Here is a 26035-nt window from a genome sequence, read left to right as displayed (position 1 = left end):
TAAAATATAGCCAACAAATATAAATAAACTAATTATCCATAGCTTGAATCTATAAATAAAAGGAGCAAAATACATGAAAATTATTCAGTTAGAATACTTCTTGGCTATCGTGAAATATAATAGTTTTACTAAAGCTGCACAATTTTTACATATTAGCCAGCCATCTTTAACTGCTACGATTAAAAAAATGGAAGCAGATTTAGGTTATGACTTATTTACACGTTCAACAAAAGACATCAAGATTACCGAAAAAGGAATACAGTTTTATCGTTATGCGAGCGAATTAGTTCAACAATATCGATCCACGATGGAAAAAATGTATGATTTAAGCGTTACATCAGAACCAAGGATAAAAATTGGGACTCTTGAATCTACGAATCAATGGATTGCGAATTTAATTCGAAAGCACCATTCCGACTACCCTGAACAGCAATATCGTTTATATGAAATACATGACAAACACCAATCTATAGAGCAATTACTGAATTTTAATATTCATTTAGCTATAACAAATGAAAAAATAACCCACGAAGATATAAGATCCATTCCTTTATATGAGGAATCTTACATTTTATTAGCACCCAAAGAAACATTTAAAAATCAAAATTGGGTAGATGTTGAAAATTTGCCACTCATATTGCCAAACAAAAATTCTCAAGTGCGCAAACACTTAGATGACTATTTTAATAGAAGAAATATTCGTCCAAATGTCGTTGTAGAAACAGATCGATTCGAATCAGCAGTTGGATTTGTTCATCTTGGCTTAGGTTACGCTATCATTCCGAGATTTTATTACCAATCATTTCACACGTCCAATTTAGAATATAAAAAAATTCGTCCAAACTTAGGCCGAAAAATTTATATCAATTATCATAAAAAGCGTAAACACTCCGAACAAGTACATACATTCGTACAACAATGCCAAGATTATTTATATGGACTTTTAGAGGCTCTTTAACTTAAGTTATTAGAGCCTCTTATGCAGTTGCGCAGTCAACTGTATAATAATTTCATAACCAATTTTATGATTTCCATGTATAAATCATTAAATTCAGACCAGCAAACATAAATAAGCAGTAAGATGACTACAACTTAAGAGTCTTCTTACTGCAATTATCTTTCAAATATATCAACGTTAATATAACTTCTATTACGAAATACTCACATTCTGCCCTTCAATGCAAATTTCGTCACATATAAATATTTTTAATTATTTTAAAAAATGATGCACTAAATTAGCAACAAGCTTTGCAGTTCTATTGTCAGCGTCATATGTTGGATTCATCTCAGCAATACTAACTGAAGACACCTTATCACTTGGAATAATACGTTTTGCCAATTCAAGAACAGTATGTGGATACAAACCTAACACTGCCGGCGCACTTACCCCAGGCGCAAACGCACTATCAATGACATCCATACAAATCGTAAACATAATGACATCATGTTCATGTACAAAACGTTCAATCATATCTTTAATTGTTGGTGATACGTGACTCAATAATTCATCTGCAAAGACATAATCAATCTTTTTCTCTTTAGCATAATCAAATAAACTTTGCGTATTACCCCCTTGCGAAATACCAAGCACTAGATAATCTGTATTATCATCTTCTTCTAAAATTTGTCTAAAGCTCGTTCCAGATGTAGATTGTTGTTCAGCACGTGTATCAAAATGCGCATCAATATTTATCACACCAATAGATTGTGTTGGATAGACTTTACGTGTTGCTAAATATTGAGCATACGCAATATCATGTCCACCACCTAATAAAAACGTTTGTCTATGATTAACAATTGACTTCGCTGCAAGTGTTGCAAATTCTTTTTGAGTATCAATTAATTCCTCATGATCATGATAAACATTTCCGTAATCGACTAAAGTTTCACATTGATTCAAATCCGGCAAACCTGCAAATGCTTGTTTAATCGCATCTGGTCCTTCTTTTGCACCAATGCGCCCCTTGTTTAAAGCAACACCTTTGTCAACAGCATAGCCTAATATACCAACCCCTGATGGTGTACTACTTTTTTCCAATTTCGACAAATCTTCAAATGTCACTGTTTGAAAATGCCTGAATTTTTTCGGGTCTGTTTCACTATCTAACCTTCCAGTCCATAAATTTGGTTCACCTTGCTTGTACACAGCATTTCCCCCTCTTATTTATGTGGCTTTTTAACAATTAAAGTATAACGTACTACAAATTTTGAATTCAATTCATAATTAAAAAGTACTTATCTATATACCTTTTACCCCTATTTTCTATTCACTAACGAACACGAAAGCGATTTATGTTAATAAAATACGTCAAGACTATTACATTTTCATTAATATTAGCACAGACAATTTAACTCACGGCTTGTAATATGTATAATTGTTACAAAATGATATTTTGCTTGTTACCTAATGGAGGTTACATATAATGAAAAACAATAAAATTTCTGGTTTTCAATGGGCAATGACGATCTTCGTCTTTTTCGTTATTACAATGGCGTTATCCATTATGCTTAGAGATTTCCAGTCTGTCATTGGTGTCAAACACTTTATATTTGAAGTTACAGATTTAGCACCATTAATAGCTGCAATCATTTGTATAGTTATTTTCAAATATAAAAAGGTTCAGCTTGCTGGTTTAAAGTTCTCAATCAGCTTAAAAGTCATCGAACGTATTTTACTCGCTCTGATTTTACCTTTAATCATTTTAATTATAGGTATGTACAGCTTTAATACATTTGCTGATAGTTTTATCTTATTACAATCAACGGGCTTATCAGTACCCATTACACATATCTTAATTGGTCATATTTTAATGGCATTCGTCGTAGAATTTGGTTTCCGTTCATATTTACAAAACATTGTCGAAACGAAAATGAATACGTTCTTCGCAAGCATAGTTGTTGGTTTAATGTACTCTGTATTTTCAGCAAATACAACTTACGGTACAGAATTTGCAGCTTATAATTTCCTTTACACATTCTCATTCTCAATGATTCTAGGTGAGTTAATTAGAGCTACAAAAGGACGTACGATTTACATCGCAACAACATTCCATGCTTCAATGACATTTGGCCTTATTTTCTTGTTTAGCGAAGAAATCGGCGATCTATTTTCAATCAAAGTCATCGCCATTTCAACAGCAATCGTTGCAGTAGGATACATTGGTTTAAGCTTAATTATTCGAGGTATTGCTTATTTAACAACTAGACGAAACCTTGAAGAACTTGAGCCTAATAATTATTTAGACCATGTCAATGACGATGAAGAAACTAATCATACTGAGGCTGAAAAATCTTCTTCAAATATTAAAGATGTTGAAAAAACAGGTGTAGCTACTGCATCAACGATCGGTATTGCTAAAAATGATACTGAAAATACAGTGGCTGACGAACCAAGCATTCATGAAGGTACTGAAAAAACAGAATCTCAACATCACATAGATAATCAAACTGAATCTAATCATGATGAAGATCATGACATCACTTCGGAGTCAGTAGAATCAGTAGAATCAGTTAAACATGCACCACAAAGTGACGATTTAACAAACGATTCAAACGAAGATGAAACAGAGCAATCATTAAAAGAACCTGCGACTTATAAAGAAGACAGACGTTCATCAGTTGTAATCGATGCAGAAAAACATATCGAAAAAACTGAAGAACAATCTTCAGATAAAAACAAATAATAACAAAGCGCTTGCTAGCACCTCTTAAGAAGATGATGCTAGCAAGCGCTTTTCTATACTATATATTATTTTTCTAAAATTTTAACACCCTCTTGAGTGCCTACAATAACTTGATCTGCCATATCTAAGAAGTATCCTGTCTCAAACACACCTGTCAGATGAATTAAATACTCATGGAACTTATATGGGTCAATTCCTTTTGGTAACTTACAATCTAAAATATAATTGCCATTATCAGTTATAAATGCGACATCTTCGTTTACACGGCGTTCTACTTTTATATCAGCGTATGATTCAATTTTACGTAATATGTGATACCAGTTAAATTTATCCACCTCTACTGGTAACTTAAACGTCTCACCTAAGTATTGAACCATTTTCGTTTCATCGACAACCACAACAAAACGCGATGCCATTTCATCTATCACTTTCTCTCTGAACAGCGCACCACCGCCACCTTTAATTATATTTAAAGATGGATCTACTTCATCAGCACCATCAATGGCTAAGTCGATATGATCAACATCATTGATTTCGCATATTTTAATACCTAGTTCTTTTGCTAAAAATGCAATTTTATTTGACGTACATACACCTGTAATATTGTAACCACGTTCTTTTATTAGTTGCGCCATTTGAGGTAAGAGTAATTCCATTGTACTTCCTGTACCAATTCCCAGCGTCATGTCACCATTGATTTGACTTAAAACATCATTTAATGTCATTAACTTGAGTGCTTTGACATCTTTCATGAAGGTAGCCTCCCATATTTATGTAATCTATTCAATTCATATTTTACATGACTCGTATAAATTAACATACCCTTATTTCTAACATTTTTTAAACATATCAATCAGAATTTACAATTCTAAAAATTTTTTATAGTACAATATACTTTAACTTAACGTTAAGGAGAATGATATGATATCAATTCACGCAATTTCGACAGGAAAAATCCAAGATTTGCCTTATAGCTCGAAAAGACCGATGCGCTCTGCTTTAGATAAAACTAAGATTTCACAAACAACATGGTTATCTTCAACTGGTTTCACTGGTGATGAACAGGCTTATAAAGATCATGGTGGGCCACATAAAGCAGTTTGTGGGTTTAGTAAACATAACTATGCACTGTATCAAGATGATTTACCTTCACTACCTACTCATGCGATGTTTGGAGAGAATTTAACATTTGATTATTTAGACGAATCTGATGTTTACTTTGGTAATCAATATCGTTTAGGTGAAGCGTTAATTGAGGTTTCTGAAATTAGAGAACCATGCTGGAAAATTCAAGCAAAATATAATATTCCTGATTTAGTGAAGCGCATGTCTACATCTGGTAAAACAGGTTTCTATTTCCGGGTATTAAAACAAGGCTATGTATCTCCAAATGATCAGCTTTACTTAATACAAGAAGCACCAATCGAACATCGTTTATCTGTACAACAGCTTAATGACCTATATTATAATGATAGACAAAATCAAGATATGTTACGATATGCACTAAACAATCCATTTCTGTCACCAACAAGACGCGATAAACTTCAAAAAATGTATAACAGAACATTGAAATAATTACCTTTCATTATAAGTGTTAAATGAACTTTTCAAAACAAAAAGGAATCAACTTACACATCGTTTGTATAATAGTCTTATCTATAACTACTGATGCTATTGATTCCTTTTTTATGTTATATATTTTCTTTATTTCAAACTGTATATTAATGATGTCACTTCATTTGATACGATTCTTGATAACCTATTCAAAATTCCGCCAAATAACATAAATATTATATAAATGCCGATACTTTTAATCATTTTCTACTTTTTCTTCGATACGGAAACTTGTTTTCGAATTGAACACTTCACCAGCTTTTAAAATTGACGGTGCTTTTTCACCATATAAATTAATATCATTTGGTAAAAATTGTGTTTCTAATGTAAAACCAGAATGTGGTTTATAAATATTAAATGGACTATCCCACTCATCAGGCTGATTAAAAGTAAAGAATACAACATGAGGCATATCTGTATCGACCTCTAACATAAATTCATGATTTTCAACATACATTTTATGTTCACCAACTGTAAATGGGTGATCGAGACCACCAAAACGTGTCATTTGTTGGCTTAATTGCGCATGTTGTGATGTAAAAATATCACTCAATTTTATCTTGTTATCTTCAAACACTTCATGTAAATCTAGAATATCACCTGTAACAATATTTCGCTCATCTAATACATACATATCTAATTGATTACTTGAAATGCGATGATTATCAACGACATTATTATCTCGATTCAAATTGAAGTACACATGATTCGTAGGACTAAACAATGTGTCTTCTGATGCAACTGCTTCGTATTCAATCGACCATTGGTGATCCGCATCATAAATATGTGTAATCGTCACATCGATATCACCCGGGAAATGATCATCAGCTGATTTCAACACCGTCTTAAATATCACTTTAATTTGAGCAATTTCATTTCTAATTTCATAATCAAATAACTTATTGTCCAAACCATGACATCCACCATGTAAATGATGTTCGCCGTTGTTTTTTTCTAACTGATATTCTTTACCTTTCAACTTAAATTTAGCATTATCAATTCTACCGCTATATCTTCCTATAGAAGCACCAAATTTAAAAGGATTACTATGATAAAATTCATCCGCTTCAACAACATTTCCAAGAACAATATTATTATCATGATATTTCCAAGACACTACTCTTGCTCCATAATTCGTAAAAATAATTTTAGTTTCATCATTATCAATTTTGATTAAATCTACACCTTGTCTTTGGTGCTCAACTTCAACTATCATTTTTACTTCTCCCTTCTAACCACAAGTGTTCAAGCTCTGCTGGGCAGCAACATTACTAAAACACCTACAATACAAATGATTGCACCGATAACATCATATTTATCTGGCATTTGTTTATCTACGACCATCGCAAAAATCAAACTCATGATGATAAATACGCCACCATATGCTGCATATACTCTTCCGAATGATGGAAATGATTGAAATGTCACAATGACTCCATATAACATGAGTATCACACCGCCTATTAGCCCAACAAGTGAAGACTGTCCTTCCCTAAGCCACAGCCAAATCAGGTATCCCCCACCTATTTCACATAAGCCAGCTAATATAAATATAAAAATCGGATATAACATGAAATCACTCCATCACACATTTGCTACCAATAATCTTTCGGCTACATATCATTTGTTTACATTTCTTCTTACTTCACATTCCCATTTTAAAAAGTTCGTTTTCACATTCATATTGTACACTTTTTTAGACATTATTCTATAGCTAAATATAAAAAAATAAGAGTAACACGCTTTCATCATCATTTTATATGATAAATGTGTGTCACTCTCATCAATTTTATTTTTTAAATACACGTTTCATTGAATTAAATAAGCCACGTTCAAATGTAAGTACTGAATCTTTATATGTTTTAATTGCAATCCATATCAAGACAGCTACCATTACAATTGAGATTAATGAACTTAAGATGACTTCATGTATTTGAAGCCCTGAAGTTTGAGCGCGTACAACTAATTGAAATGGCGCTAAAAACGGAACATAACTTGTGATTAAAGCAAGTTGCCCATCAGGATTATTTATCGTGAATATCGCGATATAAAATGCAATCATACCAAGTAATGTCAGTGGCATCAAAGATTGATTTAAATCTTCTATTCTAGATGTTAATGATCCGAGAATGGCTGCAAGTAATACATACGCCATAATTCCAACAATACTACTTATAATTCCGACAATAATAATTTGCCAAGACAATTGATTCATTTCCACGTTAAAACCTTGTAGCAAGTCTTTTAAGTCAAAGGCAAAAATGCATATAACTGCCATCAATACAATTAAAATAATCTGAGTCACGGCAACTGCTATAACGCCTAAAATTTTAGCGAAAATATGTTGGATTGGTGAAATACTTGTAATAATCATTTCAATGACACGTGATGTTTTCTCACTAGCAATTTCCATAGCTATTTGAGATGCATAATTTAAAACAATAAAGAACATTAGAAAGATAATGCCATAAGCTAAAGCATAGTTGAAAATCTTTTGTCCTTCTGATACTTTATCGACTTCATCATTAGAAATCACCTTATTATCAACTTTACTTTGTGCTTGTAATTTTTGTAAGTCTTCTTTGTTGATATTTAATTCCCCGGCTACCATATTTGTTTGAATAGCTGTAAGCAGTGCTTGTACTTTTTGTAAATCTTCATGACTTACTCGCTTCTCACTAATGATTGTCCCTTGTAACGAGCGATTTTGATTCACCTTGATAATATAAGCTTTATCAAGTTTATGTTTTTTTACTTCTTTTTCAGCATCTTCTATAGAAACTTTAGTAAACTTAGCATCACTATGAAATGTATTCGCCTGTTGCTTGAAAACCTTATATATTTGTTCATTCGGTGCCGCTACACCAATTTTATCTGGACCATCATCAAACATGTTAATAATCTTATCAATGTTAGATAGGCCAATCATTAAGGCAGCAATGATAATCATAAAAATTACAAATGATTTAGCTTTAATTTTTTTGATATATGTCAAAGTAAATGTCGCCCAAAACTTATGCATCCTTGCCACCAACCTTCTCAATGAATATATCTTGTAATGATGGTTCTACAACTTGGAATCGTTTAACATAACCTTGATGTGCCACAACTTGATAAATATCTTTGGCTACGTCTTCATTCTCAATCGTCAATTGAAGACCTTGCTTCATGTTTTCACTATGAATGATGCCTCTAATGTGTGTTAAATCTGGTAGTGTTGTTTCTGATTCAATGACAACTTTCTTGTTACCATTAGATGCACGTACATGATTGATATCACCAGAAACAACAAGTTGACCTTTATCTAAAATACAAACATCATCACATAATTCTTCAACATGTTCCATACGGTGAGAACTATAAACGATTGTACTGCCCCAATCATTTAAGTCTTTAACTGCTTCTTTTAATAACTCAACATTAACTGGGTCTAGACCACTGAAAGGCTCATCTAATATTAGTAATTCTGGTTTATGTAACATACTTGCTAACAGCTGAATTTTTTGTTGATTCCCTTTTGATAGACTATCAATTCGTTTTTTACGGTTTTCAGTAATATCAAAACGCTCAAGCCAATACCATATTTGCTGTTGTATTTCTGTTTTTGACATTCCCTTTAAAGTTGCCAAATATTTCAATTCTTCTTCAACTGTCAATTTCCCATGTAAACCGCGTTCTTCCGGTAAATAACCAATACGATTGTACATTGTTTTATCTAGTTTTTTACCGTTATACGTAATGTGTCCTTCAGTTGGTTCACTTAAGCCTAAAATCATACGAAATGTCGTTGTTTTACCTGCACCATTTCTTCCTAGAAAACCTAACATTTTGCCTGATTCTAACTCTAATGACATATCATTTACTGCCGTCATCTTACCAAAACGTTTCGTAACATGCTCAATTACAAGTCCCATCTTTTGCCTCCTAAAACAATATGTATTTATCTTAATATAACATTTCTATTCTCTATAAATACAATATTTTTAAAGTGAATTTATTTTTAAAATTTCTGAAATTGAAATATTTAAATAGTATCTTCTTTGCATGTTAAGTATCATGAGCGCTAGATATGCTTTTTTCCATGCCTTTATTGCCTTATTGGTAAAAAAAATATCCCAGCAACAATCTGCTGAGATATCTATATCATTACAATTGATTATCTGTTTCTTCCGGTTTTTTCGGTGTTTCAGATGTCACTGGTTGATTTTTAATTGAAGATGGGTATTTTGGGCTTTCGCCATATTTATTTGCCGGCTTACTGTCAAAGCATAGGAATACTATCATTGTAACTGTAAGTCCAAAATAAATAAGATATAGAAGTACTAACAAAATAACAATTCCAATTGGCATAAACATAAAATCATTATCATAATATGATTCGATAAACTGCACCACTATAGAGAATACAATACTATATGCACACATTATAATAGGCAATACCATTGTTCTTGATATATCGTGGAATCTTCGGACGCTTAATGCCAAATTGGGAATAAAGGTTGCTAAAGAATAAAGAAGCATATATATAACTGTAAGTATTAATATCATCACACCAAACATAGATAATACTTTAGCATCTATTTCATCACCTATACCCACAAATACTGCTCCCATAAAGAACACGAAGAAAGCAGGAAGTATAAATATTAAATGCCACAACATCATATACCAATATTCACTACGTCTTGATCTCCCCTTAAAATTTACATAATTTTTCCAAAATAATACGAATGATTTCATAAAACCTACTTGAGGTAATTGTTCCATTGTAATCTCCCTTTCGTTAATCATATTTATATTTTTAATTATTATTACCGTTATAATTTACAAGATTCATTATCAAGCCACTTCATTTCAATCGTCATTCACTTTGGAAAATGAACTTTATATTTCATCACTAGTTAAATGAAAACCCGCTACAAGTACGCATCTATATGGAGACTCATTTGAAAGTCAACGCTTCGTTAACTATACTAAAAATATGTCACACTGTAATGTTCACGTTTAGAAGAGTCTCAATCTATGCAAATAAAATATTCCATAACAAAGTATATACTTTACATTTTTATAATTCTTAACAATACTATTTTAACAAACATTTACCACAATAAAAATATCTTTTTCATTTTTATTTAAATTAATCATATAATTGTGAGGAGAATATTATGGATTTCGTTAATAATGATACAAGACAAATTGCTAAAAACTTATTAGGTGTCAAAGTGATTTATCAGGATACCACTCAAACGTATACAGGCTACATCGTGGAAACGGAAGCATACTTAGGTTTGAATGATCGTGCGGCTCATGGCTATGGTGGTAAAATAACACCTAAAGTTACGTCATTATATAAACGTGGTGGTACAATTTATGCACATGTCATGCATACGCATTTACTCATTAATTTTGTAACAAAATCTGAAGGTATACCTGAAGGCGTACTTATCCGTGCAATTGAACCAGAAGACGGTTTATCCGCTATGTTCCGTAACAGAGGTAAGAAAGGCTACGAGGTAACGAATGGCCCAGGAAAATGGACTAAGGCATTTAACATTCCACGGGCTATCGATGGCGCTACGTTAAATGACTGTAGATTGTCTATTGATACTAAGAATCGTAAATATCCTAAAGATATTATTGCTAGTCCACGAATCGGTATTCCAAATAAAGGTGATTGGACACATAAATCTTTACGTTACACAGTGAAAGGTAATCCATTTGTGTCTCGCATGCGTAAATCAGATTGTATGTTTCCCGAAGATACTTGGAAATAAATGTCATCTTTCATTGATTACTATCATGAAAATGAAATCTATCTCCTTATAAGTCAATCAATCGTGCCGTCAACATGCGGATGGGTTGATTGTTTTTCTTTGTATCCATCATACTTTTTGATTCATCTCCTCTTTTTGAACTTGTTCTTAATTTTAAAATATAACAATAGAATTATTTATAATTATTAAATTTAGATACATTAATATTATTGATATTATTTTCAAAAACTAGAAATATTGATTTATTGCATGTATAATGTTAAAAGTGCCCTTTTATAACGCTTACATATAAAAGCTTATTTAGGGAGAGGGATATTCAACAAGGGGGATTTGAAAATGATAGAACTTAATGCAATTACAACATTATGTTTAGCCTGTATACTTTACTTACTTGGTAAAGCTATCGTTAATCACGTTAATTTTTTAAAACGCATTTGTATACCAGCACCAGTGATTGGCGGCTTAATCTTTGCTATTTTAGTTGCGGCTTTGGATTCATTTGGCATGGTTAAGATTAAATTAGATGCTTCATTCATTCAAGATTTCTTCATGTTAGCATTCTTTACGACAATCGGTCTTGGTGCATCATTGAAATTATTTAAATTAGGTGGCAAAGTCTTGCTATTATACTTTATGTTTTGTGCTATCATTTCAGTTATTCAAAACATAGTTGGTGTATCACTAGCAAAAGTATTAAATATTAAACCGTTACTAGGATTAACAGCTGGTTCTATGTCTATGGAAGGTGGTCACGGTAATGCTGCCGCTTATGGTAAGACAATTCAAGATTTAGGTATTGATTCAGCACTGACAGCGGCTCTTGCAGCTGCAACTTTAGGTCTTGTATTTGGAGGGCTTATCGGCGGACCAGTTGTAAAATTTTTGATCAAACGTTATAACTTAAAGCCTCAACATAGTGACGATACATTTAAAGATTATAGCCAAGTAGCATATAACGAACATTTACATAGTAAATTTAATGCCACTGAAGTATTCTTCATTCAATTTACAATCGTTGTATTCTGTATGGCAGTTGGAAGTTATTTCAGTCATTTGTTTACAGCTCAAACAGGGATTAATGTTCCAATTTACGTTGGCTCATTATTTGTAGCTGTTATTGTCCGAAATATCTCTGAAAGTTTTAATTTTAATATTGTAGATTTAAAAATTACTAATCAAATTGGCGATGTCGCATTAGGTATTTTCTTATCTCTTGCGCTAATGAGCATTCAATTAATCGAAATTTATAAACTTGCTATACCTCTTATTATTATCGTTTTAGTTCAAGTTGTCGTTATGATTTTATTTGCTGTTTTAATTTTATTTAGAGGTTTAGGAAAAGATTATGATGCTGCAGTAATGGTAGGTGGTTTTATCGGGCATGGGCTTGGTGCAACGCCAAATGCCATGGCAAATTTAGATGTTATCACTAAAAAATATGGAAACTCACCTAAAGCATATTTAGTTGTACCTATTGTTGGTGCATTCTTAATCGATTTAATAGGTGTTATAGTCATTATGGGATTCATTCAATGGTTTAGTTAAACACCCAACTCATAAATAAAAGAGGAGGCTTTCGCCTCCTCTTTTATTTATCCTCGATGTATATTCAAGTTACGTTGTTCTATCCATGACAATATTTCCGGACTAAATACGATTTGTTTTTGTGTTAAGTCGTCAATATTTTTAGCATCTAACATCGTCATTATTGATTTCATGTGTTCAATAAATGATTCTACATAAGCTACTGTATGTGCAATGCCATTATTTTCAACTTGATTTAAAAACGGACGTGACATACCAGTTGCCTTTGCACCAAGTGCTAAACTTTTAATTGCATCGAGTGGTGTACGTAAACCACCACTCGCGAAAACTGAAATTTCGCTTTGATAAGCCGTTGTTTCAAGTAATGACTCAACTGTAGACTGTCCCCATGATGATAAGTAATCCATATCTTTATTTGCACGACGTTCATTTTCAATATCTACAAAGTTAGTACCACCTTTGCCACTAACATCGACATACTTAACGCCTATTTGTTGTAAGTCATGCATTAATTCTTTACTCATACCAAATCCAACTTCTTTTATAATGACTGGAACAGACACTCGTGATACAATCGACGCTATATTATCTAACCAAGTCACAAATTCACGATTCCCTTCAGGCATAACTAATTCTTGAGGAGAATTAACATGGATTTGTAACGCTTGTGCCTCAAGTAATTCAACTGCTTCCAAAGCCTTTTCTACTGGTACGTCCGCACCAACATTGCTAAAAATCATGCCTTCAGGATTCATTTTTCGCGCAATCGTAAATGTCTCAGCCATGCGTGGATTTCTCAATGCCGCATGTGTTGATCCAACTGCCATCGCTAAGCCAGTTTCTCTTGCAACTACAGCTAGCTTTTCATTGATGTTTTTCGTCCACTCGCTACCACCCGTCATTGCATTAATATAAACCGGATATGCCATCGTTAAGTCAGATGTCTGTGATGTCAAATCGATATCATTTACATTAATTGATGGGATAGAATGATGCACAAAACGCATCTTATCAAAATCTGAATCCATTGCGTCAGATTGGGCCATTGCTATTTCAACATGTTCATTTTTTCTCTGTTCTCTTTGAAAATCACTCATGATTAAACCTACCTTTTCGTCATTTCTAATTTAAAACCATTTTTTACGTCTGAAAAAGATGATTAATACGACAGCTATAACAAACATTACAGCTAAGCAAATATAATATCCATAATGTAAATGTAATGCCGGCATATTTACAAAGTTCATACCATAAATCCCAGCTATGAATGTTAACGGTGAAAATATAACTGATACTAACGTTAATACTTGCATAATACTATTCATTCTAAATGATGTGTATGACTCAAAGTTTTCTCGTATTTCGTTTGTCATTTCTTGAGCAGTACGAATGATATTACGTTGCTTAATCAAGTGGTCATCGATATGTTGAATGTATAGCGAATGTTTATTATCTATAATCAAATCACCATTTTGTTTCATTGTATCAATTAGCTCTTGCATAGGAAACAGTACACGTTTTACTTTAATCAAATCCGAACGTAACTTAAAAACACTATCCATGACCATTTTATTAAAGCGATCATCTACATGGCGGTCTTCAAAATGATAAACACTATCTTCAAGTGCATATACAAAGTTGAAATATTTATCAACCATCATATCTAAAATTAATATGACGACATCTGCACAATCTAATTCTGCATCTAATGTATTCATATACTTATAGACTACTTTATTTAATGATTCCAACGTTTGATGATGATATGTTACTAATACATTGTCTTGTATAAAAATATTTAGTGCTATTGGTGAATAGTTTGACCCCATAATACTATGGAATACTAAGTATTGATAATCTTTATAAGATTTATATTTAGCTCGTGGCATACCGTTAATTGCATCATCCACTTCTAAATCATTAAAACTAAAATGTGCTTTAAACCATTCATTTTCTTGTTCATTCGGTTCATCAAAATCATACCAAACAATAGTCGCATCTTTTGGTATATCTTTGATATCATCAACTACTTTAAACGGTTCGTATGTAGTTTGATACCGTATCGTTAAAGCCATCGATACTCCCCCTAAATAACAAATTCTCTATTATTTTATCATGAATTAAATAACGTGTATGTCTTAATTTATTTTAGTATGATAGTTACTAAGGAGATGGTTATTATCAAACAACTTTTTACACATACTCAAACCGTAACATCTGAATTCATTGACCATAACAATCATATGCATGATGCAAATTATAATATCATTTTTAGTGACGTTGTGAATCGTTTTAATTACAGCCACGGTCTTTCTTTAAAAGAACGCGAAAATTTAGCATATACGCTATTTACACTAGAAGAACATACGACATACCTCTCAGAATTGTCTCTTGGCGATGTATTTACTGTTACTTTATATATTTATGATTACGATTATAAGCGGTTGCATTTATTTTTAACATTAACTAAAGAAGATGGTACACTAGCATCAACAAATGAAGTAATGATGATGGGAATTAATCAGCACACACGTCGTTCTGATGCTTTTCCTGAATCATTTTCAACACAAATAGCACACTATTATAAAAATCAACCAACTATCACTTGGCCTGAACAATTAGGACATAAAATAGCAATTCCACACAAAGGAGCATTAAAATGACAGATGCATTACAACAAAAGATTCATATCGAATTACTAGATTTATTAGATGATGTTAAGTTTGAATTAACAGAATTAAATGCACAAAAAGGGTTATACATTAACGGACCAGCAAATCAGCTACTTAAGCGTGGCGTACATATGGCTTATGTTCAAGGACAAAAGCAAGCTATCGATAATATTATGACTATTGTGGAACAACAGCTTGAAGATCAACATTTCCTAGAACATTATGATAAATTTCAAAATGAGGTTGCTCATCGCAATTATGATAAAACAGCTAACTTTGCAGAACTTAGTGATATTCCACGTCAATTCGATAATTTTTTAGATCAGTTTTATCAAATTAAAGGGCAATACTTTATCATCACACATATCAATACACTTATTGGTGATTTTCACTCAGAAGCTCATTAACAATTAGTCTATATAATCCTTGCTATATTTTCAAAAACAAAACCCAGTTGCGTTTTCATGTCAAATATCTTCTTCCATGAAATCGTAACTGGGTCAATTGTACGTTATTAGTTATTTTGTGTTACATCCTCATCTATCGATTTGGCAATTTGTTTAATAGCTTTATGTGATTGTCTAATTGGATAAATTGGAAAATCATGTACCATCTTAGGATAATCATAAAACTCAATGTATTGATGATGTTGCAACATCATTTGTTCGAATAGCTTCATATCAGGATGTGTCATTTCACGTCCACCACCAAACATATAAACTGGTGGTAATCCTTCTATTGTGCCATTAATCGGCGATATGCGCTTATCTGTTAATGGTAGGCCATTCGCCCACTTTTTCATAATCTCATTGACACCAAACTGACTTAGAACCGCATCTTGTTCGATTAAAGCGTCCGAAATATCTTTATTAGATAGTGTTGCATCTAAAATTGGTGAGATTAAATACAATTTATTCGGTAATGGCTGTTGATTGTCTAAAAGAGATTGTACAAAGGATAATGCCAGTGCACCACCTGAACCATCACCCATGACTACGACATTTTGATGGCCTACTTCAGATACTAATTGATCATAAACACGTTGTATCGCTTGGAAAGTGTCGTCAATATGAAACTCTGGTGTCTTTGGATAGATAGGCAGTACAACCTCATATAATGTACTTAAAGTGATTTTATCCAACAATCTCCAATGGAACGGTGATGGTTGTAGTGCATTGAATCCACCGTGAATATATAAAATTTTCTTATCAATTTGATGTCTGAAATTAAAGCGAAAGACTTGCATATCATCTAATGATAATTTTTCTAAATTTGCTTTAACATTTAATATTGAAGGCTGCTTATGTTTTTTTCTATTTTCAATTTCTCTTTTATAAAAAAATCTTTCAACATCTTGATCATTTTTAAACATAATCGAGCGATTGTGAAGCAAATATTTATTGACAACGCTATTCATAACACGGTTTCTAATCAATGTCTTAACCTACCTTTATATATTTTATGTATCCAATGATTGTCTATCCCCTACATTCTTTGCCAAAAAAAGTATATAATGTAGAAGATATTTTCTTTTTCACTTTCAAATTTAAGACTACAATTGAACAGTGATTTTTCATCATTATAACAGACAACTAGACATATTGATAAGTAAAGAAAAGAACTTTATACGGAGGTGCCTTGCATGACAAATCCAAATCAACGATTAGAACCATTTGATGAGACATTTCAACAACCGAATATTCATCGTGGTAAGCGATATGGTAAGAAAAAACGTTCATTGGTAAGCATGATTATTCAAATCATTGTTGTTATATTAACCGCAATCGCTGGATACAGCATGTGGAAACAACCCATTTTTAATATTGTCTTCACCAAAGAATCTGTAGATTTTGATAGCATTAAAAATTTTAACGAGACAATTGGAAAAATGCATCAATTAAATATTAATTTGGGTAATATCAATGATTTACAACAAGGAATCGATCGCTTAATTTTAGTCTTTAACGGTTTCTTTATTTTATGTATCGTTAGCCTAGTCATAACAATACTGACAATTGTATTTAATCGCACAGTTCTAAAAGTAGTAAATATTTTAGTGTTAACAATTATGTTAGTCATTACATTGTATTTCAGTTATATTATTAAAGCACTCGCACAAGAAATTGCAGATGCTTTAAAAAAATATTATTTAAATGTACCACCAGATCAAGTGATTACAGAAGCTGACGCTATTCATAACGGCATCATTTTACTGGGCTGTAGCATCGGTTTACTTGTTATAAGCTTATTCTTCCGTAATCGCATGCCTCGTTTAAAATAATGTTATATAGTAGGGATTGGGACAGAAATGTTATTTTCACAAAATTCATTTCGTTGACCCACTTCCTGCTTTTTCTTTATTAATGACCTACTACGTCAATGCCAGATTTTAATATAATTCCTCTAACATTTTACAAATCAACGAATAAAAAAAGTATCGATAACCATATATTGGCACCGATACTTTAAAAATCATGTCCCCACAACATAATTTTTGATTAGTCACACTTCAATTAATTTATTTTATTTATTCATGATTGATACTATTATCTGCGTCTATCTTTTGAGCCGTAGCTTTTGCTTTTTTGTTGCTTTGTAAAAATAAGCATAAAATTAAAGCGATGATGCTAAATATCGTTGCAACTATAAATGCATCATTAATTCCTTCAACTGTTGCTAGTTTATTTACAAATTGTAATAACACTTTCATTGCGCCTTCTTGACCACCATATTGCGATGCTAATTCACGCATATGATCTTGTACAACAGGATTCGTTTTATCTAACTCTTCCCCAAAAGCTGATAAATGTTGTGTAGTTTGTGTTGTCATTACAGTAACCAAGATTGCTGTTCCTATAGAACCAGCTAGTTGACGCATCGTATTTAAGAAGGCATTACCATGGGAGGCAAGTCGTCCCGGCAACGCATTAATAGCTGCTGTTACCATTGGCATCATAATAAATGCCATACCGAATGAACGTAGTACATAGATGCCCATGATTGTCATATATGGCGTATCCATATTCAATTTAGTTAATTCCCATGTTGCATAAGTCATGACAGCAATACCAAAAATGGCTAAAGGTTTTAAACCAATCGTGTCTAACAACTTACCAGCAAATGGTCCTAGTAGACCCATAATTAGAGAACCAGGTAATAATAACAACCCGGAATCTAATGCTGAGAAACCACGTAAATTTTGTAAGTAAATTGGTAATAAAATCATACCACCATACAAGCTCATCATTACAACCATATTAATTACTGTTGTTAGTGTAAATGTTGGAAATTTCAATACTTCTAAATTCAACATTGGTGCTTTCATTCTTAATTCTCTTATTACAAATAGAATAATAAAGATAATACCAATCGCAAACATTGTTTCTATCTCAACAGAACCCCAGCCTTTGTTACCCGCTTCTGAAAAGCCGTATAACAAAGCACCAAAACCAATCGTACTAAAAATGATGCCTGGGATATCAGCTTTAGGGTTTGTTGTATATTGATATAACTTAAACCATATAAAACCAACTAAGATTGCAATAATTCCGATAATGAACATACCGTAAAACATCACATTCCAATGGTAATTTTGTACAATATAACCTGATAATGTTGGGCCGATTGCAGGTGCTAAAATCATTGCGATACCCATTGTACCCATGGCAGCACCACGTTTTTCAGGTGGATAAATTGTAATAATAACAATTGAACCTAATGGCATTAGTACACCTGCACCAATGGCTTGTAATACACGTCCAACCATCATGATTGGGAAATTCATTGAAATTGCACATATTAATGAACCAATTGTAAAGAGTACTAACGCAACTAAAAATAATTTTCGATATGAATATTTATTAAATAGATACGCCGTAATTGGTATTAAAATACCATTTACTAACATGAATCCCGTCATCAACCATTGCCCTGTTGACGCAGAAATATTAAATTCCGTATTAATTTTTGGCAAAGCAACATTTAATAATGTTTGGTTTAAAATCGCAATAAACATACCGAATAATAATGCCGCTAATATTTTACCGCGTGAAACACCCTCACCAAAAATAAAGTTTTTATGTTCTTTTTTAATTTTCTCATTTACTTTATATTCTTCTGATTCAGGATTTTTAGCAGCAAATGCTACATCATCCTTATTATCATTGAATAATTCTTGATCTTGTTCAGACCCCTCTGTCTGTTTGTTTAGACTAACTTGATTCTGATTATCTTGATTGTCAATACGTGCCTCCTCACGAGCCGTATGTTGTGACGACTGATCAGTAGTTTTGTCTAAATCACTTGCTTTAAATTTAGATTGATTTGATTGACGTGTTGCAAAATGTTGTTCCTTTTGTTGGCGTTTTGCTTTTCTTCTAGATCTTATTAAAAATAAATTGATCACACCAACAATAATGAGCGCTAAAACAATGTAACTTATAATGAAGGTCGTAGTCATTTAATGACCCCCTTAATTTTTATGGATTTTTACTTCAGCGTTCATTCCAGGAACAACTTGTTTAGACGGTTCTGATTCTAGAGTAATTTTAACAGGTATAACTTGAGATACTTTAGTATAGTTACCGTCACTATTTGATGATGGCATTAATGAAAAGCTTGCAGCAGTAGCTTTTCCAATACTATCAACTTTACCTTTAATAGAAGCTTTTTGACCGTCAATAGTCACATCAACATCTTTACCAACTTCAACATCTTTAATATCTTTTTCGTCAATATTTGCAGTTACATATAAATCATCTAAATTATAAGCATATGCAATTGGATTGCCTGCTTGTACCATAGAACCTTCCATGCCATCTAATTTAGCAATTGTACCTTTTTGTGGCATTTTAAGTTCCATATCTTTAGTTTCGCCATCTTGACCTTGAACAGTAACTGTTGCTACTTTATCACCTTTATCAAGTTTATCACCTTGCTTAACATTTAGTGATTTGATTTGCCCAGAAGCTGGACTTGCTATTTTAATTTGATCGCCATTTACTTTAGCATTATCAGTTGTTATATAACTTGTTGTTTTATTCCAGAAATAAAAACCAGCAATCCCAATTGCTAGCAGTACAACAACCGTAATGACATTAATTAATATCATCTTTTTCATGAAACATTTCCTCCTATTTGCTTTTAAAATTCACTTAATTTATTATAGAGACATGATAACTAAAAAAACACCAACAATTTTTATAAGAGTGTTGGTTAAAATTCACAAAGGTGTAACAATATGAAACGACAAGCCAAAATAGAAATTCAAAACGCACTTGTTGATTTGATGGCTGAATATCCTTTTCAAGAAATATCCACTAAAATGATTTGCGCATATTGTAATATTAATCGTTCTACTTTTTATGATTATTACAAAGATAAATTTGATTTATTGGATACCATCAACTCAAAGCATAAAGAAAAATTCCAATTTCTTCTAAGCGCGCTACATCATAATTTCGAAAATATTAAACAGGATAAGCTTAAACTTTATAAATTCTTCATTATTATTGCTAAGTATATCAAGCGCAATGAGCAGTTTTTCAAAGACATTTTAGTTACCTATCCAATGAAAACATTATTCATAGACTATATAAATTTAGCGAGAGATTACTATCAACAAATTATGAATGACTATAGTACTACAGTAACCAATAAACAACTTTATGTTACATATATCATAGGCGGTCAAGCTGGGGTATTTATTAATTGGCTTTCGAATGGTTGTAATGAATCACCTGAAGAAGTTGCTGACATTTTATTGGCTAATACGATTAAACTTCAAAACCAATAATACGGTTTCATTCTAATAAAGAAATGCTATAAAACAATCAGATAAAGTTAAACCAAATGGACAGATAATAGTACACATGTAACGGTGCTATCAATACAAAAATGCCGAGATTTCCACATAATAATCTCGGCATTTTTATTTTTGATGCTAAATTCATAGGTCTATGAATAGCTCAAGTTTTGTTTTTTAATTTTTTAATTCAATATAATAGAAGAAACTATGTTTATCATCGATTTGTTTTAAATACCTTCATATTATAAATCTGTAAAATAATTAATATAACTGCTGTAGCTATTATAATAATTATGTAAGGTATAGGATTATCTTCACCTTTTACCCCCACTAATGGCGAAGCAACACCACCAAATAAAAACTGCACTAAACCTAATAAACTTGATGAACTCCCTCTACCACTACTACTTTCATCCATAGCTATTGTAAAACCAAGTGTCGCAACACCTGTCACTGGTGCTATTAAAATGATAAATCCTATCGCTAAAATCCAAAAGTTCCAATGATTAAGCAATACAATCGTCACTAAAATTACACCGATAATCTGAATCATCGTCATGCCTCTCATCAATTTTTGTGAGTCTATAAAATCAACAAGGTACCCAGTAAGTTGACTTGATATAATGAGCGTAATACCAATTCCTGCAAACATCCAACTAAATTGTATTGCAGTCATGCCATAAATTTTTTGAATAATAAACGGAGACGCAGAAATATAAGTAAATAATATTACAAATGTCATACCTTGAATGAGCATTGGTAATACAAAACGTGGCGTCTTCAATAATATTTTGAAGTTTTTAAACATTGTCTTTAATCCACTACTTGACTCACGATTTGTCACTGTTAATGATTCAGGTACTTTTAATAAAGAACCTATGACCATGACGAAGCCAAAGATAGTCAGAATGACAAAGACCATACGCCAGACAGAATAATTTAAAATTATGCCCCCTATTGTTGGCGCAACAACTGGTGCAATACCATTAACAAGCATCAATAATGCCATAAACTTAGTTAGTTCATTACCACTATACATATCACTTGCTATAGCTCTTGAAATAACTGCTGCTGCTCCACCTGTCACTCCTTGAAGAAATCTTAATGCAACCATCAGCCAAATATTATGTACAAAAACAATACCTAAACTTGCTAATGTAAAAATAATCATAGCTATAATAAGCGGCTTTCTGCGCCCAGTAGAATCCGAAATTGGACCAGCAAACAAATTACCGAACGCTAAACCAATCATAAACATCGATAATGTTAATTGTGCGTTAGACGTCGTTGTTTGAAAATCATGTCTAATATCTGGTAATCCAGGCAAAAACATATCTATTGATAATGCTCCAATGGCAGTCAAAGATCCTAAAATAATAATAAATATCGGTGAACGCTTGTTAAAATGCGTTAAATCATTCATATGACTATCTCCTTTATATTATGATTAGTTTATAACTATCACGAACAGAAACTAAATTTAAATATGCTCTTTTATATATTAGCATTACTCACAAGTTTCATGAACATCATTACAACTTATAAAAGGTATAAAATGATATAAACCTCAGCACTCCATAATTTTTTCACAAAAAACAATCCCTTCAAAGTAATTCACACTAATTGTAAATACTTTGAAAGGATGTTGTTTGTATTCAATGACACATGCATCTTATTTAAGATTTATACTCTATTTTTCTGATGTCTTGATTAATTGCAAGCGGTCTTGTGAACCTTGTTCAAGCTCATATTCTTTATCTACTTGCTTACCGTTTTCATTTATTAATCTTACGGTTGCGGTAATCTTATCACCATGTTTTTCGGCATCTATAATTTGTGGTGAACTAATCATCATTAAACTTCCTTTAGATACACGCTTCTTTACATCATCATAAAAAGATGATCCTTTTTTTATATATGACGATACAAAATCAAAATCCGACTGATTAAACGCAGCATTATTCGCTAAAGAATATCCAGCAAAGAATTCTATCAATTTGTTCTTCAAGCTGTTTTCTTCTTTTTCTTTCTTTTCAACATAGTCTTCGATATCTTCACTGTCAAAATTCAAAGTTATCTCTGTATTGTATTTTAAATCGCTAGCTTTAATCGTCTTTGTCTGTGTTGTAAATGTTTTATCTTTCGCTTTACCTGAAGCTGAAATGGTAATATCTTTATTTTGTGGATATGGACCATACGTTTTGGAACTTGAAAATGCCATTTCACGGTCATTTATAGTTACTTTTTTAGAACTATCATTTAATTTTGTATCGCCTTTTAAAGTTACAGTTATATTTGCTTCTTCAAAATCTTCAGTAACATCTACCGTTTCAGAATTACTTTGTCTAAAATCAAATTTTAAATGGCCTGCAAAATCACCGTTCTCAGTTGATTTCATAGCTGGAATTCTATATGTCCCCGGTATAAAATTACCTATTGGCGTCACTTTATTTGCTTCAGCTATAACCATCTTTTTCTTACCACCAGATTTAAACTCATATTTTGTTTTTTCTTTCGGTTTAACAATTGGTTGCTTGGTAGGTGCAGTAAAGCTCATATTATCGAAAAAGATATAACGCGTGCCATTTTTACTTACACGTAATATATTTTGACCTGATCTGGTTTGAATATAAGAAGCTACGCTGGTCTTACTCTTATTCAATTTATGTACCGTATTTTTAAGGTCGCTGACAAATTGCTTAAGCCCAACTTCATCTTTGATATAGTTAATGTATACTTTCGCTTCTTCAGAATCTACTTTATTATCTTTAGTACTTAATAATGTTGCTACTTTTTGTTTATCATTATTCTCAATCGCATTCACTAATATTTTAGTTTGCGCTTCAGGTGAATTGAAGTTTCTTAGTAAAAAGAACAATATAATAATTAAGATTAAAATGAAAAAACCAATTGCCCAAGGCACCATTTTTCTCATCTTGATGTTATTAGTTTGTATATCTTCATCGGTTGACTTTCTATATAATGCTTGACGGCTATCAAATTTATGTCCACATTGTGTACATATCTGTACATCATCTTGTGCTTGTTGTCCGCACTTCGGGCAAGATTTCATACTTTCACCTCAATTCTGTTCCTCTTCAATTGTTATATGTATATCACAAAAATTATTTTATTATTTTACCATTATTATTTTACAAATATTATCCCAAGAATACAATTCAAGAAATGATTAACTTTACTTTAGAATTGTACCTTATTACATTATTTATGAAAGTACTCTCTCAATTATAACTAAAAAGAAGGTGTTCAATACATACATATTTAGTCTTATATTTGAACACCTTCAAAAACCTATTTATGATTGCTATATGTTTTAATGCGATGATTGATGACTTCTAATACTTGCCTTACATTTTCAATATCTTCAGAATTCAAATCATTAGTAATATCTTGCGCAATATCTGTCATAATCGCATTACGTTCTTTCAAATATGCTCTACCTTTGTCAGTTAAGGTTATGAATTTCAAACGTTGATCAATATTTAAATTTGGTTTATCTAACTTAACTAATTTAGCATCGATTAACTTTTTAATTCGTCGGCTTACTGCGGCCTTATTCACACCTTGTCTTTGCGTGATTTCACTAATTGTCAAAGGTTCTTTATTTAACATACCTAATACGTTAGACTGCTCTAATGAAATTTCATATTCATTTTGTAAATCTTTCAACATTTTTGCAGTTAATGCGTTAACGTTATTTATAAACTGCTCTAAAAATTGAATATGGTCTTGTAAATGTTTTACCATAATTATTTCTCCCTAATTACTATTTTTATAAAGTATCCTCAGCAATCATTGTATCGCACATCTAAAAAACACAAAAATATTGACCCATATATAATATAACAAATTAAGACTTACATGTTGCTACGTTCTCCTTGCTTTAATAATTTAAATCATCTACATTTATACTTAATATTTATTATAAGCGAGGTGTCAGTATGTTATTGAATTTATTATTAATATTTATACTTATCGTTATTTGTCCGTTAATTTTCAACTATACTCTGACGTTAAATTTAACATGCTACATCTTAGTTGTCATATCGATATTTTTGTCACTCATCTATAGCATCATGACCTATACTTTCCCTTGGTCTATGTTTGTAACATTTATAATAATCAGTATTATCATGCTATTCAAACATAGATATTTATTTTCTCATACTTCTAGTCGCTTATTTATTAAAAAATTATTATCTTTTTCATATAAATTTGTACTCTACACATCAGCACTTCTATTTATAAGTACGATTCAGTCACCTATTGTGAAAGGTTTGTCTATGTGGTTAGCTATATTATGTCTTTCCCTGTTACTAACCTTTATTTGTTATCTCGTTTGGACAGTATCATATAGACATAGATCATACAACAAAGAAGTTGATATCATAATTGTGTTAGGTGCTGGTATTTTTACCGAATTTGTCACACCAATGCTTGCAGCGCGTTTAGACCGTGCACTTGATATCTATCAACAACAAGCATCAGCAACAAAGATCATTGTATCTGGCGGACAAGGACCAGACGAACCAATTCCTGAAGCTTTAGCTATGCAACGTTATTTGATTGCACATGGTGTTGATAAAACAGATATACTAATGGAATCTCACTCTATAAATACATACACAAACTTTTTATATTCTAAACAAATCATCAACAATTTGTATCATGAAGCAGTTAAAATTGTTTGTGTAACAAGTCAGTTTCATGTATTACGCGCCTTACGACTAGCCCAAAAATTAGGTTTATCTATCGATGGTGTCGGAAGCCATACACCATATCACTTTTTCTTACATGTGCTCATTAAAGATTATCTAGGCGTAATGTATCAGTATAGATTGTTATTAACGTTATATTGTTCAAGTAGTTGGTTTATATGTCTTTACGCCGCTTTTATTTATCATAGTTAATCCACAAATA

At 31.9% G+C, this 26035-nt stretch carries 26 protein-coding genes and 1 pseudogene; 10 read left to right on the top strand and 17 right to left on the bottom strand.

Features of this window, described 5'->3' with window-relative positions; all coding sequences use genetic code 11:
• Positions 1-73: 73 nt before the first annotated feature.
• Entirely contained in the window at positions 74-958 is an 885-nt protein-coding gene (locus HMPREF2658_RS11260) for a LysR family transcriptional regulator (RefSeq protein WP_000691839.1), read from the top strand.
• A 252-nt stretch (positions 959-1210) separates the two neighbouring features.
• Here HMPREF2658_RS11260 and hutG read toward each other — a convergent pair whose 3' ends face one another.
• A complete protein-coding gene (gene hutG / locus HMPREF2658_RS11255) occupies positions 1211-2146 on the bottom strand; it encodes a formimidoylglutamase (protein ID WP_000277979.1) in 936 nt (311 codons plus the stop codon).
• Between the two features lie 277 nt (positions 2147-2423).
• Here hutG and sdpC point away from each other — a divergent pair, with 277 nt between their 5' ends.
• Positions 2424-3683, top strand: coding sequence for a lysostaphin resistance protein LyrA (gene sdpC, locus HMPREF2658_RS11250; protein ID WP_000794465.1), 1260 nt, complete (start codon positions 2424-2426; stop codon positions 3681-3683).
• A 65-nt stretch (positions 3684-3748) separates the two neighbouring features.
• Here the strand turns inward: sdpC and HMPREF2658_RS11245 are convergent, their stop codons facing one another.
• Positions 3749-4435 carry a ribose 5-phosphate isomerase A gene (locus tag HMPREF2658_RS11245; protein ID WP_000655867.1) on the bottom strand — a complete coding sequence of 229 codons (687 nt, stop codon included), beginning with the start codon at positions 4433-4435 and terminating at the stop codon, positions 3749-3751.
• 169 nt (positions 4436-4604) lie between these two features.
• On the opposite strand from HMPREF2658_RS11245, the gene HMPREF2658_RS11240 reads away from it, so the two are divergent.
• Entirely contained in the window at positions 4605-5258 is a 654-nt protein-coding gene (locus HMPREF2658_RS11240; protein WP_000623445.1) for an MOSC domain-containing protein, read from the top strand.
• 235 nt (positions 5259-5493) lie between these two features.
• Here HMPREF2658_RS11240 and HMPREF2658_RS11230 read toward each other — a convergent pair whose 3' ends face one another.
• From HMPREF2658_RS11230 to HMPREF2658_RS11210, 6 genes are all read right to left on the bottom strand, one after another.
• On the bottom strand, positions 5494-6513 hold the full coding sequence (locus HMPREF2658_RS11230) for an aldose epimerase family protein (RefSeq protein WP_000634685.1): 1020 nt from the start codon (positions 6511-6513) through the stop codon (positions 5494-5496).
• Positions 6514-6542: 29 nt separating this feature from the next.
• The gene (locus tag HMPREF2658_RS11225) at positions 6543-6869 is read right to left on the bottom strand and encodes a YnfA family protein (protein ID WP_000966698.1); all 327 of its coding nucleotides are present in this window, start codon (positions 6867-6869) and stop codon (positions 6543-6545) included.
• Positions 6870-6917: 48 nt separating this feature from the next.
• A complete protein-coding gene (locus HMPREF2658_RS14380; RefSeq protein ID WP_001789152.1) occupies positions 6918-7103 on the bottom strand; it encodes a hypothetical protein in 186 nt (61 codons plus the stop codon).
• Positions 7087-8319 (bottom strand): ABC transporter permease, encoded by a 1233-nt coding sequence (locus HMPREF2658_RS11220; protein ID WP_000548695.1) that lies wholly within the window; start codon positions 8317-8319, stop codon positions 7087-7089. Before HMPREF2658_RS11220 ends, HMPREF2658_RS14380 begins: the two co-directional genes overlap by 17 nt.
• Positions 8312-9211 carry an ABC transporter ATP-binding protein gene (locus HMPREF2658_RS11215; protein WP_000524843.1) on the bottom strand — a complete coding sequence of 300 codons (900 nt, stop codon included), beginning with the start codon at positions 9209-9211 and terminating at the stop codon, positions 8312-8314. Before HMPREF2658_RS11215 ends, HMPREF2658_RS11220 begins: the two co-directional genes overlap by 8 nt.
• Before the next feature lie 232 nt (positions 9212-9443).
• Positions 9444-10064: a DUF805 domain-containing protein gene (locus HMPREF2658_RS11210; protein WP_000436828.1), complete on the bottom strand. Its 621-nt coding sequence runs from the start codon at positions 10062-10064 to the stop codon at positions 9444-9446.
• 398 nt (positions 10065-10462) lie between these two features.
• Here HMPREF2658_RS11210 and HMPREF2658_RS11205 point away from each other — a divergent pair, with 398 nt between their 5' ends.
• Complete coding sequence (locus HMPREF2658_RS11205) at positions 10463-11071, top strand: DNA-3-methyladenine glycosylase (protein ID WP_000348297.1); 609 nt, start codon at positions 10463-10465, stop codon at positions 11069-11071.
• A 336-nt stretch (positions 11072-11407) separates the two neighbouring features.
• Positions 11408-12616, top strand: coding sequence for a sodium/glutamate symporter (gltS, locus tag HMPREF2658_RS11200; RefSeq protein ID WP_000571584.1), 1209 nt, complete (start codon positions 11408-11410; stop codon positions 12614-12616).
• 47 nt (positions 12617-12663) lie between these two features.
• Here gltS and fni read toward each other — a convergent pair whose 3' ends face one another.
• Positions 12664-13713: a type 2 isopentenyl-diphosphate Delta-isomerase gene (gene fni, locus HMPREF2658_RS11195; protein ID WP_001279372.1), complete on the bottom strand. Its 1050-nt coding sequence runs from the start codon at positions 13711-13713 to the stop codon at positions 12664-12666.
• A 30-nt stretch (positions 13714-13743) separates the two neighbouring features.
• Positions 13744-14691, bottom strand: a complete 948-nt coding sequence (corA, locus tag HMPREF2658_RS11190) for a magnesium/cobalt transporter CorA (RefSeq protein ID WP_001229242.1) — start codon at positions 14689-14691, stop codon at positions 13744-13746.
• 96 nt (positions 14692-14787) lie between these two features.
• On the opposite strand from corA, the gene HMPREF2658_RS11185 reads away from it, so the two are divergent.
• Both HMPREF2658_RS11185 and HMPREF2658_RS11180 read left to right on the top strand, forming a co-directional pair.
• Positions 14788-15279, top strand: coding sequence for a thioesterase family protein (locus tag HMPREF2658_RS11185; protein ID WP_000234727.1), 492 nt, complete (start codon positions 14788-14790; stop codon positions 15277-15279).
• Positions 15276-15695: a hypothetical protein gene (locus tag HMPREF2658_RS11180; protein ID WP_000128656.1), complete on the top strand. Its 420-nt coding sequence runs from the start codon at positions 15276-15278 to the stop codon at positions 15693-15695. Before HMPREF2658_RS11185 ends, HMPREF2658_RS11180 begins: the two co-directional genes overlap by 4 nt.
• A gap of 107 nt (positions 15696-15802) precedes the next feature.
• On the opposite strand, the gene HMPREF2658_RS11175 is transcribed toward HMPREF2658_RS11180, so the two are convergent.
• Complete coding sequence (locus HMPREF2658_RS11175) at positions 15803-16723, bottom strand: alpha/beta hydrolase fold domain-containing protein (protein ID WP_000620859.1); 921 nt, start codon at positions 16721-16723, stop codon at positions 15803-15805.
• A gap of 207 nt (positions 16724-16930) precedes the next feature.
• On the opposite strand from HMPREF2658_RS11175, the gene HMPREF2658_RS11170 reads away from it, so the two are divergent.
• Positions 16931-17569, top strand: coding sequence for a hypothetical protein (locus HMPREF2658_RS11170; protein WP_070854414.1), 639 nt, complete (start codon positions 16931-16933; stop codon positions 17567-17569).
• Positions 17570-17815: 246 nt separating this feature from the next.
• Here the strand turns inward: HMPREF2658_RS11170 and HMPREF2658_RS11165 are convergent, their stop codons facing one another.
• On the bottom strand, positions 17816-19747 hold the full coding sequence (locus HMPREF2658_RS11165) for a DHA2 family efflux MFS transporter permease subunit (RefSeq protein WP_000213890.1): 1932 nt from the start codon (positions 19745-19747) through the stop codon (positions 17816-17818).
• 12 nt (positions 19748-19759) lie between these two features.
• Positions 19760-20407 carry an HlyD family secretion protein gene (locus HMPREF2658_RS11160; RefSeq protein ID WP_000738243.1) on the bottom strand — a complete coding sequence of 216 codons (648 nt, stop codon included), beginning with the start codon at positions 20405-20407 and terminating at the stop codon, positions 19760-19762.
• A 120-nt stretch (positions 20408-20527) separates the two neighbouring features.
• Between HMPREF2658_RS11160 and HMPREF2658_RS11155 the strand changes: the two genes are divergently transcribed.
• Positions 20528-21082 (top strand): TetR/AcrR family transcriptional regulator, encoded by a 555-nt coding sequence (locus HMPREF2658_RS11155; protein ID WP_000828573.1) that lies wholly within the window; start codon positions 20528-20530, stop codon positions 21080-21082.
• A gap of 226 nt (positions 21083-21308) precedes the next feature.
• Here the strand turns inward: HMPREF2658_RS11155 and HMPREF2658_RS11150 are convergent, their stop codons facing one another.
• From HMPREF2658_RS11150 to HMPREF2658_RS11130, 4 genes and pseudogenes are all read right to left on the bottom strand, one after another.
• Positions 21309-22517 carry a putative multidrug effflux MFS transporter TcaB gene (locus HMPREF2658_RS11150; RefSeq protein ID WP_000999131.1) on the bottom strand — a complete coding sequence of 403 codons (1209 nt, stop codon included), beginning with the start codon at positions 22515-22517 and terminating at the stop codon, positions 21309-21311.
• 109 nt (positions 22518-22626) lie between these two features.
• Positions 22627-22754: pseudogene (locus HMPREF2658_RS11145) on the bottom strand (hypothetical protein).
• Positions 22755-22784: 30 nt separating this feature from the next.
• Positions 22785-24167 (bottom strand): glycopeptide resistance protein TcaA, encoded by a 1383-nt coding sequence (tcaA, locus tag HMPREF2658_RS11140; RefSeq protein ID WP_000833804.1) that lies wholly within the window; start codon positions 24165-24167, stop codon positions 22785-22787.
• A 239-nt stretch (positions 24168-24406) separates the two neighbouring features.
• Complete coding sequence (locus tag HMPREF2658_RS11130) at positions 24407-24862, bottom strand: MarR family transcriptional regulator TcaR (RefSeq protein ID WP_000238542.1); 456 nt, start codon at positions 24860-24862, stop codon at positions 24407-24409.
• A 194-nt stretch (positions 24863-25056) separates the two neighbouring features.
• On the opposite strand from HMPREF2658_RS11130, the gene HMPREF2658_RS11125 reads away from it, so the two are divergent.
• Complete coding sequence (locus tag HMPREF2658_RS11125; protein ID WP_001621959.1) at positions 25057-26025, top strand: YdcF family protein; 969 nt, start codon at positions 25057-25059, stop codon at positions 26023-26025.
• The last annotated feature ends 10 nt before the right edge of the window (positions 26026-26035 follow it).

It is taken from the genome of Staphylococcus sp. HMSC062H10 (genome assembly GCF_001836945.1).
GTDB lineage: Bacteria > Bacillota > Bacilli > Staphylococcales > Staphylococcaceae > Staphylococcus > Staphylococcus aureus.
The sequence above is the reverse complement of the archived record's forward strand: the minus strand, read 5'-3'. Positions and strand labels throughout refer to the sequence as shown.

Bases quoted from the DNA above. Each gene is read 5' to 3' on its own strand.
- HMPREF2658_RS11150 (WP_000999131.1), bottom strand. From the start codon at position 22,517: ATGAATGATTTAACGCATTTTAACAAGCGTTCACCGATATTTATTATT.
- HMPREF2658_RS11260 (WP_000691839.1), top strand. From the start codon at position 74: ATGAAAATTATTCAGTTAGAATACTTCTTGGCTATCGTGAAATATAAT.
- HMPREF2658_RS11240 (WP_000623445.1), top strand. From the start codon at position 4,605: ATGATATCAATTCACGCAATTTCGACAGGAAAAATCCAAGATTTGCCT.
- HMPREF2658_RS11225 (WP_000966698.1), bottom strand. From the start codon at position 6,869: ATGTTATATCCGATTTTTATATTTATATTAGCTGGCTTATGTGAAATA.
- HMPREF2658_RS11180 (WP_000128656.1), top strand. From the start codon at position 15,276: ATGACAGATGCATTACAACAAAAGATTCATATCGAATTACTAGATTTA.
- HMPREF2658_RS11230 (WP_000634685.1), bottom strand. From the start codon at position 6,513: ATGATAGTTGAAGTTGAGCACCAAAGACAAGGTGTAGATTTAATCAAA.
- HMPREF2658_RS11245 (WP_000655867.1), bottom strand. From the start codon at position 4,435: ATGAAAGATGTCAAAGCACTCAAGTTAATGACATTAAATGATGTTTTA.
- fni (WP_001279372.1), bottom strand. From the start codon at position 13,713: ATGAGTGATTTTCAAAGAGAACAGAGAAAAAATGAACATGTTGAAATA.
- HMPREF2658_RS11215 (WP_000524843.1), bottom strand. From the start codon at position 9,211: ATGGGACTTGTAATTGAGCATGTTACGAAACGTTTTGGTAAGATGACG.
- HMPREF2658_RS11210 (WP_000436828.1), bottom strand. From the start codon at position 10,064: ATGGAACAATTACCTCAAGTAGGTTTTATGAAATCATTCGTATTATTT.
- HMPREF2658_RS11130 (WP_000238542.1), bottom strand. From the start codon at position 24,862: ATGGTAAAACATTTACAAGACCATATTCAATTTTTAGAGCAGTTTATA.
- sdpC (WP_000794465.1), top strand. From the start codon at position 2,424: ATGAAAAACAATAAAATTTCTGGTTTTCAATGGGCAATGACGATCTTC.
- HMPREF2658_RS11205 (WP_000348297.1), top strand. From the start codon at position 10,463: ATGGATTTCGTTAATAATGATACAAGACAAATTGCTAAAAACTTATTA.
- corA (WP_001229242.1), bottom strand. From the start codon at position 14,691: ATGGCTTTAACGATACGGTATCAAACTACATACGAACCGTTTAAAGTA.
- tcaA (WP_000833804.1), bottom strand. From the start codon at position 24,167: ATGAAATCTTGCCCGAAGTGCGGACAACAAGCACAAGATGATGTACAG.
- HMPREF2658_RS11220 (WP_000548695.1), bottom strand. From the start codon at position 8,319: ATGCATAAGTTTTGGGCGACATTTACTTTGACATATATCAAAAAAATT.
- HMPREF2658_RS11125 (WP_001621959.1), top strand. From the start codon at position 25,057: ATGTTATTGAATTTATTATTAATATTTATACTTATCGTTATTTGTCCG.
- HMPREF2658_RS11185 (WP_000234727.1), top strand. From the start codon at position 14,788: ATGGTTATTATCAAACAACTTTTTACACATACTCAAACCGTAACATCT.
- gltS (WP_000571584.1), top strand. From the start codon at position 11,408: ATGATAGAACTTAATGCAATTACAACATTATGTTTAGCCTGTATACTT.
- HMPREF2658_RS11155 (WP_000828573.1), top strand. From the start codon at position 20,528: ATGAAACGACAAGCCAAAATAGAAATTCAAAACGCACTTGTTGATTTG.
- HMPREF2658_RS11160 (WP_000738243.1), bottom strand. From the start codon at position 20,407: ATGAAAAAGATGATATTAATTAATGTCATTACGGTTGTTGTACTGCTA.
- HMPREF2658_RS11170 (WP_070854414.1), top strand. From the start codon at position 16,931: ATGACAAATCCAAATCAACGATTAGAACCATTTGATGAGACATTTCAA.
- HMPREF2658_RS11165 (WP_000213890.1), bottom strand. From the start codon at position 19,747: ATGACTACGACCTTCATTATAAGTTACATTGTTTTAGCGCTCATTATT.